The 14,524-nt window shown below is 53.0% G+C and carries 15 protein-coding genes; 2 read left to right on the top strand and 13 right to left on the bottom strand.

Going from position 1 to position 14,524, the window contains the following annotated elements; genetic code table 11:
• Positions 1–335: 335 nt before the first annotated feature.
• Positions 336–971, top strand: coding sequence for a LysE family translocator (locus ABV589_RS00680; RefSeq protein WP_367084467.1), 636 nt, complete (start codon positions 336–338; stop codon positions 969–971).
• A gap of 27 nt (positions 972–998) precedes the next feature.
• On the opposite strand, the gene ABV589_RS00675 is transcribed toward ABV589_RS00680, so the two are convergent.
• The 12 genes from ABV589_RS00675 to thrC form a co-directional block, all read right to left on the bottom strand.
• Positions 999–2,888, bottom strand: a complete 1,890-nt coding sequence (locus tag ABV589_RS00675) for a methyl-accepting chemotaxis protein (protein WP_367086236.1) — start codon at positions 2,886–2,888, stop codon at positions 999–1,001.
• A 35-nt stretch (positions 2,889–2,923) separates the two neighbouring features.
• A complete protein-coding gene (locus ABV589_RS00670; protein WP_367086235.1) occupies positions 2,924–3,427 on the bottom strand; it encodes an Lrp/AsnC family transcriptional regulator in 504 nt (167 codons plus the stop codon).
• Positions 3,428–3,439: 12 nt separating this feature from the next.
• Complete coding sequence (locus ABV589_RS00665) at positions 3,440–4,201, bottom strand: ABC transporter ATP-binding protein (protein ID WP_161548977.1); 762 nt, start codon at positions 4,199–4,201, stop codon at positions 3,440–3,442.
• Between the two features lie 52 nt (positions 4,202–4,253).
• A complete protein-coding gene (locus ABV589_RS00660; protein ID WP_367084466.1) occupies positions 4,254–4,964 on the bottom strand; it encodes an ABC transporter permease in 711 nt (236 codons plus the stop codon).
• Positions 4,961–5,689, bottom strand: a complete 729-nt coding sequence (locus tag ABV589_RS00655) for an ABC transporter permease subunit (RefSeq protein WP_367084465.1) — start codon at positions 5,687–5,689, stop codon at positions 4,961–4,963. Before ABV589_RS00655 ends, ABV589_RS00660 begins: the two co-directional genes overlap by 4 nt.
• 52 nt (positions 5,690–5,741) lie before the next feature.
• Entirely contained in the window at positions 5,742–6,524 is a 783-nt protein-coding gene (locus tag ABV589_RS00650) for a transporter substrate-binding domain-containing protein (RefSeq protein WP_367084464.1), read from the bottom strand.
• A gap of 173 nt (positions 6,525–6,697) precedes the next feature.
• Positions 6,698–7,015, bottom strand: coding sequence for a multidrug efflux SMR transporter (locus ABV589_RS00645; protein ID WP_367084463.1), 318 nt, complete (start codon positions 7,013–7,015; stop codon positions 6,698–6,700).
• 139 nt (positions 7,016–7,154) lie between these two features.
• Positions 7,155–8,357, bottom strand: a complete 1,203-nt coding sequence (locus ABV589_RS00640; RefSeq protein ID WP_367084462.1) for an aminotransferase class I/II-fold pyridoxal phosphate-dependent enzyme — start codon at positions 8,355–8,357, stop codon at positions 7,155–7,157.
• Between the two features lie 51 nt (positions 8,358–8,408).
• A complete protein-coding gene (locus ABV589_RS00635) occupies positions 8,409–9,827 on the bottom strand; it encodes an aldehyde dehydrogenase family protein (RefSeq protein ID WP_367084461.1) in 1,419 nt (472 codons plus the stop codon).
• Positions 9,828–9,829: 2 nt separating this feature from the next.
• Entirely contained in the window at positions 9,830–10,879 is a 1,050-nt protein-coding gene (locus ABV589_RS00630; RefSeq protein WP_367084460.1) for a homoserine dehydrogenase, read from the bottom strand.
• A gap of 117 nt (positions 10,880–10,996) precedes the next feature.
• Complete coding sequence (locus tag ABV589_RS00625) at positions 10,997–11,434, bottom strand: Lrp/AsnC family transcriptional regulator (RefSeq protein ID WP_027606629.1); 438 nt, start codon at positions 11,432–11,434, stop codon at positions 10,997–10,999.
• A gap of 14 nt (positions 11,435–11,448) precedes the next feature.
• Positions 11,449–12,852, bottom strand: a complete 1,404-nt coding sequence (thrC, locus tag ABV589_RS00620; protein WP_367084459.1) for a threonine synthase — start codon at positions 12,850–12,852, stop codon at positions 11,449–11,451.
• 237 nt (positions 12,853–13,089) lie between these two features.
• Between thrC and ABV589_RS00615 the strand changes: the two genes are divergently transcribed.
• Positions 13,090–13,572, top strand: a complete 483-nt coding sequence (locus tag ABV589_RS00615) for a DinB family protein (protein ID WP_367084458.1) — start codon at positions 13,090–13,092, stop codon at positions 13,570–13,572.
• 55 nt (positions 13,573–13,627) lie between these two features.
• Here the strand turns inward: ABV589_RS00615 and ABV589_RS00610 are convergent, their stop codons facing one another.
• Positions 13,628–14,521 carry a dihydrodipicolinate synthase family protein gene (locus ABV589_RS00610; RefSeq protein ID WP_367084457.1) on the bottom strand — a complete coding sequence of 298 codons (894 nt, stop codon included), beginning with the start codon at positions 14,519–14,521 and terminating at the stop codon, positions 13,628–13,630.
• Positions 14,522–14,524: the final 3 nt, after the last annotated feature.

The following is a 14,524-nucleotide window of genomic DNA, read 5'->3' as shown; positions in this document are numbered from 1 at the left end:
CCTTTTCATAGACCATGGAGATCCATCCACCTCCAGTGCATTGCTACATTGGGGGCATATCTGAGGGCATGCTTTGGATGGTTCGAAAAGGATGCCCCCAGTCTAAGGTCTAGCAGCCCAAATCTCGAAGAATCACACGCTGATGACGGGAATGGCAGGGGCAAACTCGGCGTAGGACTACAGGAAGTTGGCGATGGAAAACATCCCATTGAGAGCGATCCAGTCCCATGAGATGAGAATCAAATAAGCCAGAAAATTCAGCTAAAGAACCCAATGACGAATAGCTTATGAACACTTAAGCTGCGAGCTATTACAAGCAGCTCGAGGGTCGACTGATGTCATTTGATTTCCACCACCTTCTACTCGTTTTTACCGCCTACATTGTTGGAGCGGCAAGCCCCGGGCCCAGCAATATGCGGATCATGGGCGTTGCCATGCACCAAGGCAGAAAACCTGCGCTGATGCTTGCAGCCGGAGTGATCAGTGGTTCTTTTTTTTGGGGATCGATGGCGGCCACAGGCGTCTCGGCCATTCTGCTTCAGTTCGCAGAGGCACTCTTCGTGCTCAAGATCGTCGGCGGAGCATACTTGCTGTTCCTAGCCCTGAAAGCGGGACGTTCTGCCCTGACACCTGACGAGAAAATCGAGAAAACGCTGTCCACAGCACCGCCTATCTCGGGTTTTGGCCTCTACCAACGGGGCTTGCTTATGCACCTGACCAACCCAAAGGCATTACTGGGTTGGATCGCCACGATGACGCTCGGCCTGGGACCACAAGCGACACCTGAAACAGTTATGATCATCCTGGCTGGCTGTGCTGTGTTGAGTATTTCTATTTTCTGCGGTTATGCGATCGTGTTCTCCACGGCACCGATGATTCGGGGTTATCGCAGGGCGCGCCGATGGATTGAAGGCACCCTTGCATTGGTCTTTGGCGCAGCAGGTTTTAAGCTGCTGTTCTCACGCGCGTGATTCAATGCCTGCTCTTGTAGGGATGGCCTAAATTCGAAAGCCATCCACCAGTTGCTTGAGTCGTGTGGCTTGTCGTTCAAGATCGTCACAAGCAAGCAGTGTGGCCTGCAGGTTTTCCACCCCTTCCTGGTTGAGGTTTTTGATCTCGGTGATGTCGATGTTCAGTGAACCGATGACCGAAGTTTGCTCTTCAGTTGCTGTCGCCACCGACTGGTTGATTCCGTCAATCTCGCCGATGCGCTGACTGACGCTGCCCAGCCGTTCACCGGCCTGGTTGGCGATAATCACGCCGTCCTTACTGTAACGCTCGCTTTCGTTCATGGTGAGTACCGCCTCACGTGCGCCCATCTGAAGCTCTGCAATCATTGTATGGATCTCTTGGGCTGACGTCTGCGTGCGGTAAGCCAGGCTGCGAACTTCGTCAGCTACAACAGCAAACCCACGCCCGGCTTCACCCGCCCGCGCGGCCTCGATCGCGGCATTGAGTGCCAGCAGGTTGGTCTGTTCGGAAATGCCCTTGATGACTTCAAGAATTCGACCGATATTTTCGGTCTTGCCATTCAGCGCCTCTATGTTGCTGCATGACGTGCGGATTTTCCCAGAGAGCGCGCCCATGGCATTTATCGTTTGGGTCACCACCTCGCGGCCATCTTCAGCCTGGCACCGGGCATCCGACGCCTGAAGGGAAGCGTCACCCGCGTTACGCGCGATTTCCTGGGCCGCCGCGCCGAGTTCGTTAATCGCGGCCGCAATACTGTTGGTGCGATTGGCCTGGTCGTCCGAGTTCGACATTGACGCACTAGAGGTCTGCATTACACGCTTGGCCACTTCATTGACATGCTCGGTAGCAGAAGACACTTCACGTATTGAGTGCTGAATACGTTCCACGAAAAAGTTGAAGTCTGCGGCCAGTTCTCCGAACTCATCTTTCGAATGCGCACTCAAGCGGCGGGTAAGGTCGCCCTCTCCCTGGGCAATATCCCGCATGGTTGTACCTATCAACCTCAGGGGCCGCATCAGTACGCGAATAAGCAAGCCCAGCAAAAGCAGCGTGGTCGCAACGGCAATAACCATCGACAAAATGGCGGAAGTGCGAAAATCATCAAGTGCCGCATAAGCTTTGCTTTTGTCGATGGACAAACCGATATACCAGTTCACCGAAGGCAGTCCCTTGATCGGCGAGAACATCAAAATTTGAGGTTTTCCGTCCTGCTCCGTCTCGCTGATATGGGATCTAAGTGATGGCGTGTTCAGGGGGTAAATATCGCTCAATTGCTTCATCACCCGTTCTTTTTCTGGATGAACCAACACCCTGCCATCTGCGTTGACCAGAAAGGCATAGCCAATTCCATCTAGGTCGAGCGAGCTGACAATGGTCGCCAGCGTCTCCAGTGTAAGATCCCCGCCTACCACTCCGAGGGGCTGGCTGTCCTGACTGACCGGCGTTGCAATGGTCATCATCAGTTGCCCTGTCGTCACATCGAGGTAGGGCTCAGTCAGCGTTGTCCCTCCTGCAGCCATTGCGTCGGTATACCAAGGCCGGGTGCGAGGATCGTAATCAGCAGGTAGATCGTCCTTTGGCCGGATGACAAAACTACCGTTACGACTGCCTAGATAAGTGAAGGTAAACGTCGATAGCAACGACCTCTGCTCCAGCAGCCGCGTGATGTTTTGCGACGCGGGATCATTGGCAACCGTCTGGGCAACATGATCTATTAGAAGTACCCGCCCAGATAGCCAGGACTGAACGCTTGCAGCCGTGATCTTGCTCATTTCCTCTAGGTGGTTTTCAAGGTTCGAGCGAATGGTTTTGCGCTGAATCGAGTCGTTGTAAAGCGTAAAAAGCGCAAGCGCTGCGACAACAACGAATGATGCCGCAAGCAATACCTTATGACTGAACTTCAGGTTCGCAATCATCATGGTTTATCTCTAGGCGTGAAGTGTTGTAATTGCTATTCGATACCAAGGTGCGTCGATGAAGGCTTGATGACGGCCAGCTGAGGATAGGCCACCAGTTTCTCGAGGTGCAGTTCAGTGCTCTCCAGCCATGATTCAGTGACTGATCGGAAATGCTCCATATCCCGGCAGCGTATTCGGAGGCAGTAATCAAGCGCACCACTCACCAGGTGACGCTCAATGACTTGCGGGCAAGCACTGACAAGCGCCTCAAATACCTTTTGCGTGCTGCATCCCCTGCCCTCAGCCAGTGTCACTAGAACCACCAGTGATAAACCGGGTAATAGCTTGCGCTCGTCAATAAATGCCCCGTAACCGCGGATGACGCCCAGCCTCTCCAGCTTGCGAACGCGTTGCTGACAAGGGCTCTCGCTCAAGTGCACCAGTGAGGCGAGTTTTTTATAGGTGATGCGTCCATTGCGGCGCAGTACGTCGACGATGGCCGCGTCGATGCGTCCCAACCCCTCATGGGCCGCGTGGTTCTTTGTTCTGCTGGTCATAGCCAAGGCATTTCACTTAAGCCCGTTGGACAGAAACTGCTGCAGGCGCTCGCTTCTGGGGTTATCCAGAATTTCAGGTCCGCCCTGCTCTTCAACCAGTCCTTGATGAAGGAACAGCAGTTGGTTCGACACTTTGCGTGCAAACCCCATTTCATGGGTCACCATGATCATGGTGCGCCCCTCTTCAGCAAGCCCCTGGATGACTTTGAGCACCTCACCCACCACCTCAGGGTCAAGCGCCGAGGTGGGTTCGTCGAACAGCATGACTTCGGGCTCCATGGCGAGGGCGCGGGCGATCGCTACCCGCTGCTGTTGACCACCGGAAAGAAACGCAGGGAACTGATCGGCAACACGGGCAGGCAAGCCGACTTTATCCAAGTACCGCCGCGCACGGTCTTCTGCATCTTTTTTGCTGACGCCTAGCACCCGACGCGGGGCAATGGTGATGTTTTCCAACACGGTCATGTGTCCCCACAGGTTGAAATGCTGGAAGACCATGGCCAAGCGGGTACGCAGTCGTTGCAGCTCGCGGTCATCCGCCACACGTAATCCAGCATGATTTTTAACCATGCAAATTGGTTTGCCATCCAAACTCATGGCACCGTCGTTGGGTGTTTCGAGAAAATTGATACAGCGCAGGAATGTACTCTTTCCCGAACCGCTCGCGCCGATCAGGCTTATGACATCGCCCGTTTTGGCGTGCAGGGAAACACCCTTGAGTACTTCATGGGTACCGTAACTCTTGTGTAGTCCGTCAACCGTCAATTTGTACATGTTCGCAATCATCCTCTAAGCGGGTTGGGAGCGGCCCTGTCAGATACAGGGCTCAGTGAGTCGGCCCTAAAAAGGCCAGCCAATGACGTTCGGCAATTCGGAACAATCCGACCAACGCAAAAGTGACCGTCAGGTAAATCAGTGCCGCAATCCCAAACGATTGAAAGGTTAAAAAGGTCGCCGAGTTCGCGTCACGGGCAACTTTGAGAATGTCCGGCACCGTGGCGGTGAATGCCACCGTGGTTGAGTGCAGCATCAAGATCACTTCGTTGCTGTAATAAGGCAGCGAGCGACGCAAGGCTGACGGCATGATCACAAACGCATAGAGTTTCCATCCCGAGAGGCCATATGCTTTTGCCGCCTCGACTTCGCCATGAGCGATGTTGCGAATGGCCCCGGCAAAGATCTCCGTGGTGTAGGCGCAGGTGTTCAGCGCGAAGGCAAGAATGGTGCAGTTCATCGCATCACGAAAGAATGCATCCAACACAGGCTGAGCACGTATTGCGGCCAGGCTATAGATCCCGGTGTAGCAGATCAGCAGCTGGATATAGAGCGGTGTGCCCCTGAACAGGTAGGTGTAGAACTGCACCGGCCAGCGCACGTAAAACCGGGGCGAGACACGAGCGATGGACAATGGAATCGACACGATAAAGCCGATGAAGAGCGATGCACTGAGCAACCACAACGTCATGGCCAGACCGGTAATTTGCTGGCCATCGCTGTAGACGAATGACCTCCAGTACTCCTGCAGTAGTTCGATCATCGCACCGCCTCCCGTGAACCCGCGGCGTAGTGTTTTTCCAGGCAGCGCAGGGCGAAATTGGAAACACTGGTGATGAGCAGGTAGGTCAGTGCAGCCAGCACCAGGAAAAAGAACAATTGATAGGTGCTTTTTCCTGCGTCCTGGGCAGCCTTTACCAAATCAGCCAGACCGATGATCGACACCAATGCGGTGGCTTTGAGAATCACCATCCAGTTATTGCCAAGACCCGGCAAGGCGAACCGCATCATTTGCGGGAACACCACGAAGCGAAAACGCTGAGCGCGACTTAACCCATAGGCGGTAGCGGCTTCAACCTGGCCACGGGGTACTGCCAGCATGGCGCCGCGGAAGGTTTCGGTGAAATAGGCCCCGTAGATAAACCCAAGGGTGATGATTCCTGCGACGAAGGGATTGATTTCGATGTACTCCCAGCCCAACCTCACCGTGATGACCGTCAGCCAAGTTTGCAGGCTGTAGAAAATCAACAGCATCAGAACCAGATCGGGCACCCCACGAATCAGCGTGGTGTAGAGCTGCGCCGGCAAGCGCAGCAGCTTGAGGCTGGAAAGTTTGGCGCTGGCCCCAATCAGCCCGAGCAATACGCTAAGTGCCAGGGAGGATAGGGACAGCTTGACGGTCATCCAGGCGCCTTCGAGCAGCAGTGGGCCGAAGCCTTGCAAGCTGAATGCAGACAGCCCCAATGCGCCTAATAGTGTTTCGAACATGATCAACAACCTATAGCGAAAAACGCCCATCCAGCGGACGAGCGCCGGGTGGTTATTTACCGCTGTAAAGATTCAGATCGCCAAAGTGCTGCTTCTGGATCGAATCATAGGTGCCATCGTCGTGCAGGGCCTGGATCGCTTTATCCAGCAAGGCCTTGAGCTCTGCATTGCCCTTAGCGATGCCGATGGCTGTCTTGGAGGGAAGATAAGGGCTCTCTACCGATGGGCTCATTTCGTAATCAGTGCCCTGGGGTGAGTTGATAAAACCCAGTTGAGCTTGAAGCGCATCCTGCAGGGATGCATCCAGCCGCCCCGCTACCAGGTCGTAATACACCTGGTCCTGGTTCTGATAGGACTGGATTTTTACACCGGCTTTGTCCAGCACGGCCTTGGCGTAGGCTTCCTGGATACTGCCTTGAAAATAGCCAACCGTTTTGCCTTTGAGTGACGCCACATCTGTGCTCAGGCCCGAACCTTTCTTGAACACATAGGACGTGAACCCGGAAAAAAGCTCGCTTGAAAAATCTATGGCTTTTTCACGAGTGGCCGTCACGGTCATGGATGACAGGATACCGTCGAACTTGCCGGCCCTGAGGCCTGGAATCAGGCCATCAAAATCGCTTTCCACCCAGATGCATTTGACTGAAAGCTTAGCGCAAATCGCGTTGCCCAAGTCAATATCAAATCCCTTGAGGCTGCCATCGGCGGCCTTGGACTCAAACGGCGCGTAATTGGCATCTACGCCGAAACGCAAGGTGGAGTATTCTTTGGCAGACACTGCACTTGTGCACAACGCCAAGCCCATTACTAAACATAGCTTCTTTAGCGAAATCATAATTACATCCCTAGATATTGTAGTTGGATTAAGGGCAGTAAACATCCGACAGCATTAACCATGACGCTCGTTATTATTTAGCGAGACCTGCGTCTCGACTTGAACGTTACCTGAGTACGGCGACTTTACGAATATGGCAATTTGAACGTTATCACGAGCAAAATGCTCGCCTTTCAAGCAGACACCAATTTCATCATTAACAGTCCACTGACAATCAATACGGCGGCCACGATACGCAATAGCGTGGCGGGTTCGTCCATGAAGAAAATACCCGCCGAAAACGCGCCCACCGCGCCGATGCCGGTCCAGATGGTATACGCCGTGCCCAGCGGCAAGTTCTTCATCGAGAACGAAAGCAGCGCAAAACTGGCGATCACGGTGATGAATGTAATTACCGTTGGCACTAACCGCGTAAACCCTTCGGATTGCTTCATCGAAAAAGCCCAGACAACTTCTAACAGACCTGCAATGATCAAACTTACCCAAGCCATGAGCAACCCCCAAACAACAGGCAAACAGATAGTTCGCGCTAGAGAAAACTAACGCACCAACCTTATTAAAAAGACCCCCGCGAGCACGGGGGTAAAGACGGGTTGACCAAACCCTGGTTACATGACGCCTGTATTCAAATCACTTGAATGTTGCATCCAGCGCGCACGCAATATCCTTGATCAAGTCATCTGGATCTTCCAGCCCAACAGAAAAACGCAAATGACCATACTGGCGGAACTCTTCAGGGTACTTGTCAAAGCCACCCCGACCTTCTGCGCCTACGTGCACGATCAGCGACTCGTCATGCCCTAATGAAACGGCCGATGTGATGATGCGCAGATTCGACACAAAGCGATTCTGGGTATCAGGATCGCCCTCTACTGCAAAAGCCATCACTGCCCCATATCCCTTGCCTGCAAATTGCCGGCGCGCCAACTCGTGCTGCGGGTGGGAAGGCAAACCGGGGTAGTAGACATAGGCAATCCGATCGTCTCCATCCAGAAACTGAGCCAACTTTTCGGCCGTGTTCAACAATTGCTTCAAGCGCAGTGGCAACGTGACCGAACCGCGCATGATCATCCACGCGTTGAAAGGCGAAATAGTCGCGCCGAGGTCAACCAATGCATCATTCTTGATCTTGTTGATCAACGGATTGGAGCCGACCACCACCCCGCCCATGGCATCACCATGACCATTGATGTACTTGGTCAGTGAGTGAATGACGAAGTCGACGCCGTGTTGACTCGCACGAAAAAATGGAGGGGGCGTAAACGTGGCATCCACAGAGATAAGCGCGCCGTGCGCGTGTGCAATCTCAGCCAATGCGGCGATGTCTGCAACTTTGGTGGTGGGATTAGCGATCGTTTCGGTATGGATCAATTTGGTATTGGGCCGAATAGCTTTACGCACCGACTCCAGGTCACCGACGTCTACAAACGTTGCTTCAATACCGTAACGTTCAGGCAGTAGTTCTGCGAAAAGCCGCCAGACCGCCTGGTAGGTGATGTCACTGACAATCACGTGGTCGCCACTTTTCAAGAATGAAAAAAACACCGAGTGCAAGGCAGCGACACCGGTCGCGAATACCACCGCATCTGCACACCCCTCAAGGGCGGCGAGTTTCTTCTCGAGGCAGACTTGGTTATGGCCTTGATTGCGCGTGTACACGAGACCATCCGGGCTCGACCAGTCCATGGTCGCCGGATCTTCCGGCAGAAGATAGGAGTTAGCCATGACCAATGGCGTACGGACGGCGCCACTGGTGACATCCGCGACATTCCCGCCATGAACAGCCAGCGTCGCTGCAGATAATGTCGAAAGATTGTGCTTATCGGGGCGCATATCGATTCCTCTTTATTGTTGTGTGATTCATTCTTGAGTCGAGCGAGCTGTTTAGCTTCCACTCACACCGTTAATACAAATGACCTTGGGCTGCGTCATGTCTTCGTAAGCGAAACGTACGCCCTCACGGCCCATGCTCCCGTACTTGAAACCGCCGAAAGGCATTGCATCAAAGCGATAATCGGAAGAATCATTGATCATCACCCCGCCCGCCTCCAGTCGTTTGGCCGCTGTCATTGCAACGTTCAGATTACTGGTGAAGATCCCGGCATGCAGGCTGTATTCAGGTTCGTTAGCCAGCGTCAATGCCTCGTCCAAGGACGCAACGCTCTGGAGGATGACCACCGGGCTGAACACTTCTTCGCACCACAACTTGCAATGGCGGTCGACACGTTCCAGCACGGTCGGTGAATAGAGCGAGCCATTACGCGTATTGCCACACAACAAGGTGGCGCCTTTGGCAATGGCGTCATTGACCACCTCTTCGGTACCCTTGGCTGACGCCTCGGTAATCATCGGCCCCACGTCCGTCTGCTCGTCAGCAGGGTTGCCGACGATCAACTGCCGGGTCTGTTCAACAAAGCGCGTTTTGAAGACTTCGTAGAGTGGGGCCTCGATGAGGATCCGCTGAGTACCGATGCAGTTTTGACCAGCTGCCCAGAAGGCGCCCGACACGCATGAATCGACTGTTTCATCCAAATCACAATCAGCCATCACGATGACCGGTGCATTACCGCCAAGGTCCATCGCCAGTTTCTTGAGGCCGGCTGTGCGAGCGATCTGCTCACCGGTGACAAAGCCGCCCGTGAACGACACCATGCGCACCGCACGGTGGGCCACCAGAGCCTTGCCCAGCGCGGCGCCGCCTGTAGCGACGGTGACGACAACCGGAGGCAGGCCCGCGTCGATCAAGCACTCCACCAGTTTGATCGCTGATAGCGGTGTGAGCTCAGACGGTTTGAGAACAACCGCATTTCCCCCCGCAATGGCAGGTCCCAATTTATGCGCAACCAGATTAAGCGGGTCGTTGTAAGGCGTGATGGCGACGATTACGCCCAACGCTTCACGGGTGAACCAGCCCTGACGGGATTCAGACCCGACATAGGCATCAAAAGGGATGACTTCACCGGCATTACGCTTGGCTTCTTCGGCAGACAACTTCAAGGTGTTGACGCAGCGCAACACCTCCTTTCGCGCCTGCTTCAGTGTTTTTCCCGACTCCGCGACGATCAGTTTGGCAAAGGAGTCCTTGTCACGCTCGACTGAGCCTGCGGCTTTTTCCAATATGCGCGCGCGTTGATGTCGCGGCAGATCCTTGGCAATCAAAGCACCCGAAATAGCGGTATCGACTATTGTGGTGGCTGATGATGCAGGTATGTCTGCCACTTCACCCACCTTGCTGCCGTCAAACGGGCTGAGCACCGTAATGGCCTTATAATCAGCAGCGAGCGAGAGACTCAAGCTATTCATGATTACTTACCTGAAGTGGTTTTGTGGTTGTGAATGCTCACGATATCGGCGAGCAATGCGAAGGCGGTTTCAAAACGACCTGCCCCTGCCCCCACTACGGTGACGGGACCGAGAATGGCGGTACTGAACGTGATTGCGTTGGTGGCTCCGCTCACTGCTGAGAGTGCGTCGCTCGATGGCAATAGCTGTGGACTCACCGAGGCCGAAATCGAGCCATCGCTCCGTTTCTCTGCACTGCCAATCAGCTTCCAACGGGCATTCACTTTCGTTGCCTCGGCGATATCCTTGGCCGTGATTTCAGAGATCCCTTTGCACAAGACATCGCTTGGTTTGAGTTTTGCGCCCAGTAGTTCATTGGCGAGGATGACGACCTTCAAGCGCACATCGTGCCCTTCTACATCCGCTGTTGGATCGGCTTCGGCATAACCCAACTCCTGGGCTTTTGCGACAGCACTCGAGAAGTCCAACCCCGTCTCCATACTGGAGAGGACAAAGTTTGACGTGCCGTTGAGGATCCCTTTGAAGCCGGTGATTTCCGAGCCTGCCAGTAACTCCTTGGCCAAACGGATAACCGGGGTTCCGCTCATGACAGAACCTTCAAATTCAAAGCAGGCACCGGCGCTATCGGCCAGCGTCTTCAAGCTTTGCGCATGCAGCGCCACGGGCCCTTTGTTGGTGGTCACGACACTGACGCCCTTCTCCAACGCCCAGCGACAGAAGGTCGTAGCCGGTTCACCATCCACAGGATTGGTGAACGTTGCCTCAGCGACAATATCGGCGCCAGAGAAGCGGATAACGGTTTCGTTTGCCGGCTCAGCAGTCCCGCCGGCCAGGGTTCTGAAACTGCCTTTAGCAGCAGGCACTGCTGCCAATTCACGAGCGTCCAGGCCGTCTTTGTTAATGATCGAACCGAGGTAAAGGTCACTGACACCGACAATCTTCAACGTGAAACCTAACTCATAGGCCCAGCGCGAATTCTTATCGGCAATAAGCTGAGTCAGTGCGCGGTTAACACCACCAAAACCAAGCAACGCAATTTTGTATTCAGTCACGACAGGGTTCTCATTGTTATGTTGTGGTGCTGAGATAGTAATCCGCCAATTTAACTTTACGAATATGGCAAACAGAACGTTGTTACGAGCAAAATGCTCGCACAACGGCACAACTTGCTACTTTGTGCTGGATAGCACAAAAGATGTCACGGTATTCAGGACTCCCGGCAGCGTCGAGATCTCACTCCATACCCTGTGGATACGATCTGCATTCATCGCCTGAACCGTCAGTACAATATCGAGGTCGCCACTCATCACATTGCAGGAAATAACTTCAGGCATTGCACCAACGGAGCGAACAACTTCTGAATCTCGCATACGATCCTTACGATAAACGAAGATTAATGCATTAATGGGTCCTGCATCAGCTGAAGGCATACCTTTAATAATTGTGTAGCCTCGGACATACCCATCGCGCTCCAATCGCTCAATCCGCAGCCTGACTGCGTTCCTGGACAAATTGACTTTTAGGGCAATATCGTTGTGGGCCAACCGTGCATTGCGAGTTAGCTCCTCCAAAATTTTTTCATCAACTTTATCTAAAACACGTTTCATCTCTGGCTCCGGACTTATAACGAGTGAGACTCCGTGTCTTTTGATAATGCCCTGACCAGTGAGATCAGCGACCTGACGTCGTTGGGAATTGAAGTACAGTTTTGTTCAGCAATTACAGGAACACCAATTGTATTTAGGTGGCCACCAATCTCTGACTTTTGGGTTGCAGTGCCAACTTTCGACGGATGTGTGGTTGCCAGGCAAATCATGGGGATCATCAAGCTGCGTCTGCTTACACGTGCAGCGCGCAAGCCGATGGCGGTATTGGGACTGACCAGATATCCACTCTCTGCAAAGACCTCATGAATACAACTGAATGCGTCTGCATCGTCCACAGCCAGTGAGTCAAACAGTTTGCGTGCCTCCAACCATTCATCCTGCGCTAACTGAATAGTTCCCTCGCCTTCTAGCAACTGCATATTACGAGCTACTTTTTCTCCGCATCGATTTAAAATGCTCCACTGTAGGCGCTCAAAATTAGAGGCCAATGAAACATTCATAGTGGGAATTTTTGTAGCACGAATTTCATTTCGACTGTACAGATTTGATTGGAGAAAGTTATGCAGTCCGGCGTTAGCATTCGTGGCAACGATAAGCTGTCGAATCGGCAGCCCCATTTGCTTGGCAATATAACCAGCGTATAGGGCGCCAAAATTTCCAGTCGGGACACTGAAAGCAATCTCTCTTTTAGGCGCACCGAGCTGAAGAGCAGAATAGAAATAGAAGGAGAGGTGCGCAAGTACGCGAACCCAGTGCACTGAGTTGAACGAAATAAGATGCTGCCGTGCATTATTACTTTGTTTCAGGAACTGCTCACACAAACGATGACAATCAGAATAGTCTCCGTCGACCGCAACATTCACAACATTATCTTCGTGCGTACTCAGTAAGCGTATGCGATCCTCCGCCGTTAACCCCATGGAAGGATGCAATACCAACAACGTAACGCCCTTCATTCCCGAAAATGCTTTTATTGCTGCGGTGCCAGTATCTCCACCTGTACAACCTATAATCAGCGCCTTCTTACCAGACCTGAGTAAATCATGATCGATAAAGCGAGACATCAACTGAAGGCCAACGTCTTGGTAGACGCCTGACGGCCCATGAAACAATTCGAGTATCCACTCGTTACTTGCGGTCTGGTACAGCGGTGTCACTGCGTTGCTTTTAAAACAATCAAAAATCTCCTCAAGCATCCGAGACAACAGATCCTGCTCGATACATCCCCCCAGAAAGGGCTCGATTACGTAGCGAGCCAATTCATGGAAGGGCAACCATTCGAGCTTTGAGAGCTCCTCCTTTTTAAAGCGGGGAACCTTGCGCGGCACGTACAAGCCACCGTCAGGCGCGTACGACCCCATCAGCACCTCGCTGAATTCGTATGTTCTACCAGGGGTCCGTGTGCTGACGTACTTCATGATCCAAGACACCCTCAAGCCATTTCCGAGCGGGCCACCTGCAAGCTGGGGCTTCGGCGGAATTCAATGCGGTGGCGTTAATCGCCGTTGACCCAGCTTCACGTTAATGACCATAAAAGTCAATATATCGACTATCATATCTCACCAACGGCATTCCGTTCCGTTACACGAAACCCCCTTTATCCCAGTTCCTGGGCTGTACCAGCGCCGAAAATGCTTAAAAAATGGGAGAACATCATGTGTGCCAAAAACCTTCTGCACTCGCTTTATCAGTACAAGGCATGGTCGGAGGATGTGTTATTCAGGTGTTTGAAAGCGCCCATTGCGCAGTCCTTCCCTGTGGAAATGGAGAAGGCCTGTTATTGGCTCAGGCACATCAATATCGTGGACCAACTGTTCATCGCCAGACTGCAGGGAAAACCGGAGGAATTTGACGATGTCGTCACTGAGCAGCAGCAAGACATTTGTCAGCTGGAAGAAGCTTTCACAAAGGCAAATCAATGGTTTGTTGACTACACAAAATCAGTCACTGCAAAAGAGCTGTCTGAACCGGTGGCATTTATATTCAAGGATGGCAAACCGGGCAATATGACCAAGGAGCAAATCCTTGCTCATGTGCTTTCTCATGGCCTGCAGCATCGAGGAAGTGTTGGCACGATCCTACCCAGTGAAATCCTGGAGGGACACCAAGATCATTTCACAACGTTTTTGAAACTGTAGGCAGTTGGATTTCTGCCTCCTCAACCGTGATGAGGCAGAGTGTTCACCGAAGTGCTCAGCTCAATTCGAGCGCGTCTATCACCGCTGCAATTTGCTTGCGTCCTTCCCCTTCGATGGTTCTAAGCGGCAAAGGCACGCTCGGAGAGTGAGTAATACCGCGTAGCTCCGCTGCAGTGGCTATCACGCGAAAGCTACCGCCAAATTGGCTGAACAATGCCCAAAGCGGCTTCAAGGATTCGGAGAGGCGCATAGCCTCAAAGGTGTCACCTGACAATGCTGCTCGTGTGATGGCGAGCGCCGTATTGGGGAACAAACCGCCCATGACCGAATACCAGGCATCGCAACCGGCATTCATTCCAACAGCGGCAAACGCATCGCCGCTTATTCCAATAGTCACGTGACTCGGAATCAATTTCCGCAGGCGCTCCACGCGCTCCCTGGCCAGATGCGGCGCCTCGGGGACGCCAGGGATTTTGATTGAGCTGACATTGGGTAGCTCTGCAATACGCCCGTGTAACTCATCGGTAAATTCGAAATGAGTGGTACCAGGATTGTCATAGACACATAGCGGGGTTGAGACGTTGGCCGAAACCATTTCGTACATCGAGAACACATCGTCCTGAGTCAGTTTTTGATATGACACGGGTGGCAGCAGCAAGGCTTTGACCCCTACGGCTTGCGCATCCTCAGCCAGCAGCAAAACGTCGCGTGTACGCAGCGCGCCGATGCTCACCATCACAGGCACGTCCTCCGCGGCCTCTACTGCCAACTGAGCAACTCGAGAACGTTCGGCTCGAGAAAGATACGCATAGCTTCCGGTGGATCCTAGAGCCCCAATGGAATCTACTTTAGCTGCCACCAATTGCTGCACAAGACAAGTAAAAGCATTTTCGTCCACACCCTGCTCATCCATAGGGGTCAGAGGAAATGCACTAAGACCGTTAAACATCGT

Origin of the sequence: Pseudomonas sp. HOU2 (assembly GCF_040729435.1) — a bacterium.
Classification (GTDB): domain Bacteria; phylum Pseudomonadota; class Gammaproteobacteria; order Pseudomonadales; family Pseudomonadaceae; genus Aquipseudomonas.
The sequence above is the reverse complement of the archived record's forward strand: the minus strand, read 5'-3'. Positions and strand labels throughout refer to the sequence as shown.

Excerpts from the sequence above, each read along its gene's own strand:
- ABV589_RS00610 (WP_367084457.1), bottom strand. The coding sequence starts at position 14,521 with ATGTTTAACGGTCTTAGTGCATTTCCTCTGACCCCTATGGATGAGCAG.
- thrC (WP_367084459.1), bottom strand. The coding sequence starts at position 12,852 with ATGAAGTACGTCAGCACACGGACCCCTGGTAGAACATACGAATTCAGC.
- ABV589_RS00660 (WP_367084466.1), bottom strand. The coding sequence starts at position 4,964 with ATGATCGAACTACTGCAGGAGTACTGGAGGTCATTCGTCTACAGCGAT.
- ABV589_RS00635 (WP_367084461.1), bottom strand. The coding sequence starts at position 9,827 with ATGAATAGCTTGAGTCTCTCGCTCGCTGCTGATTATAAGGCCATTACG.
- ABV589_RS00655 (WP_367084465.1), bottom strand. The coding sequence starts at position 5,689 with ATGTTCGAAACACTATTAGGCGCATTGGGGCTGTCTGCATTCAGCTTG.
- ABV589_RS00665 (WP_161548977.1), bottom strand. The coding sequence starts at position 4,201 with ATGTACAAATTGACGGTTGACGGACTACACAAGAGTTACGGTACCCAT.
- ABV589_RS00650 (WP_367084464.1), bottom strand. The coding sequence starts at position 6,524 with ATGATTTCGCTAAAGAAGCTATGTTTAGTAATGGGCTTGGCGTTGTGC.
- ABV589_RS00615 (WP_367084458.1), top strand. The coding sequence starts at position 13,090 with ATGTGTGCCAAAAACCTTCTGCACTCGCTTTATCAGTACAAGGCATGG.
- ABV589_RS00680 (WP_367084467.1), top strand. The coding sequence starts at position 336 with ATGTCATTTGATTTCCACCACCTTCTACTCGTTTTTACCGCCTACATT.
- ABV589_RS00645 (WP_367084463.1), bottom strand. The coding sequence starts at position 7,015 with ATGGCTTGGGTAAGTTTGATCATTGCAGGTCTGTTAGAAGTTGTCTGG.
- ABV589_RS00675 (WP_367086236.1), bottom strand. The coding sequence starts at position 2,888 with ATGATTGCGAACCTGAAGTTCAGTCATAAGGTATTGCTTGCGGCATCA.
- ABV589_RS00640 (WP_367084462.1), bottom strand. The coding sequence starts at position 8,357 with ATGCGCCCCGATAAGCACAATCTTTCGACATTATCTGCAGCGACGCTG.
- ABV589_RS00625 (WP_027606629.1), bottom strand. The coding sequence starts at position 11,434 with ATGAAACGTGTTTTAGATAAAGTTGATGAAAAAATTTTGGAGGAGCTA.
- ABV589_RS00670 (WP_367086235.1), bottom strand. The coding sequence starts at position 3,427 with ATGACCAGCAGAACAAAGAACCACGCGGCCCATGAGGGGTTGGGACGC.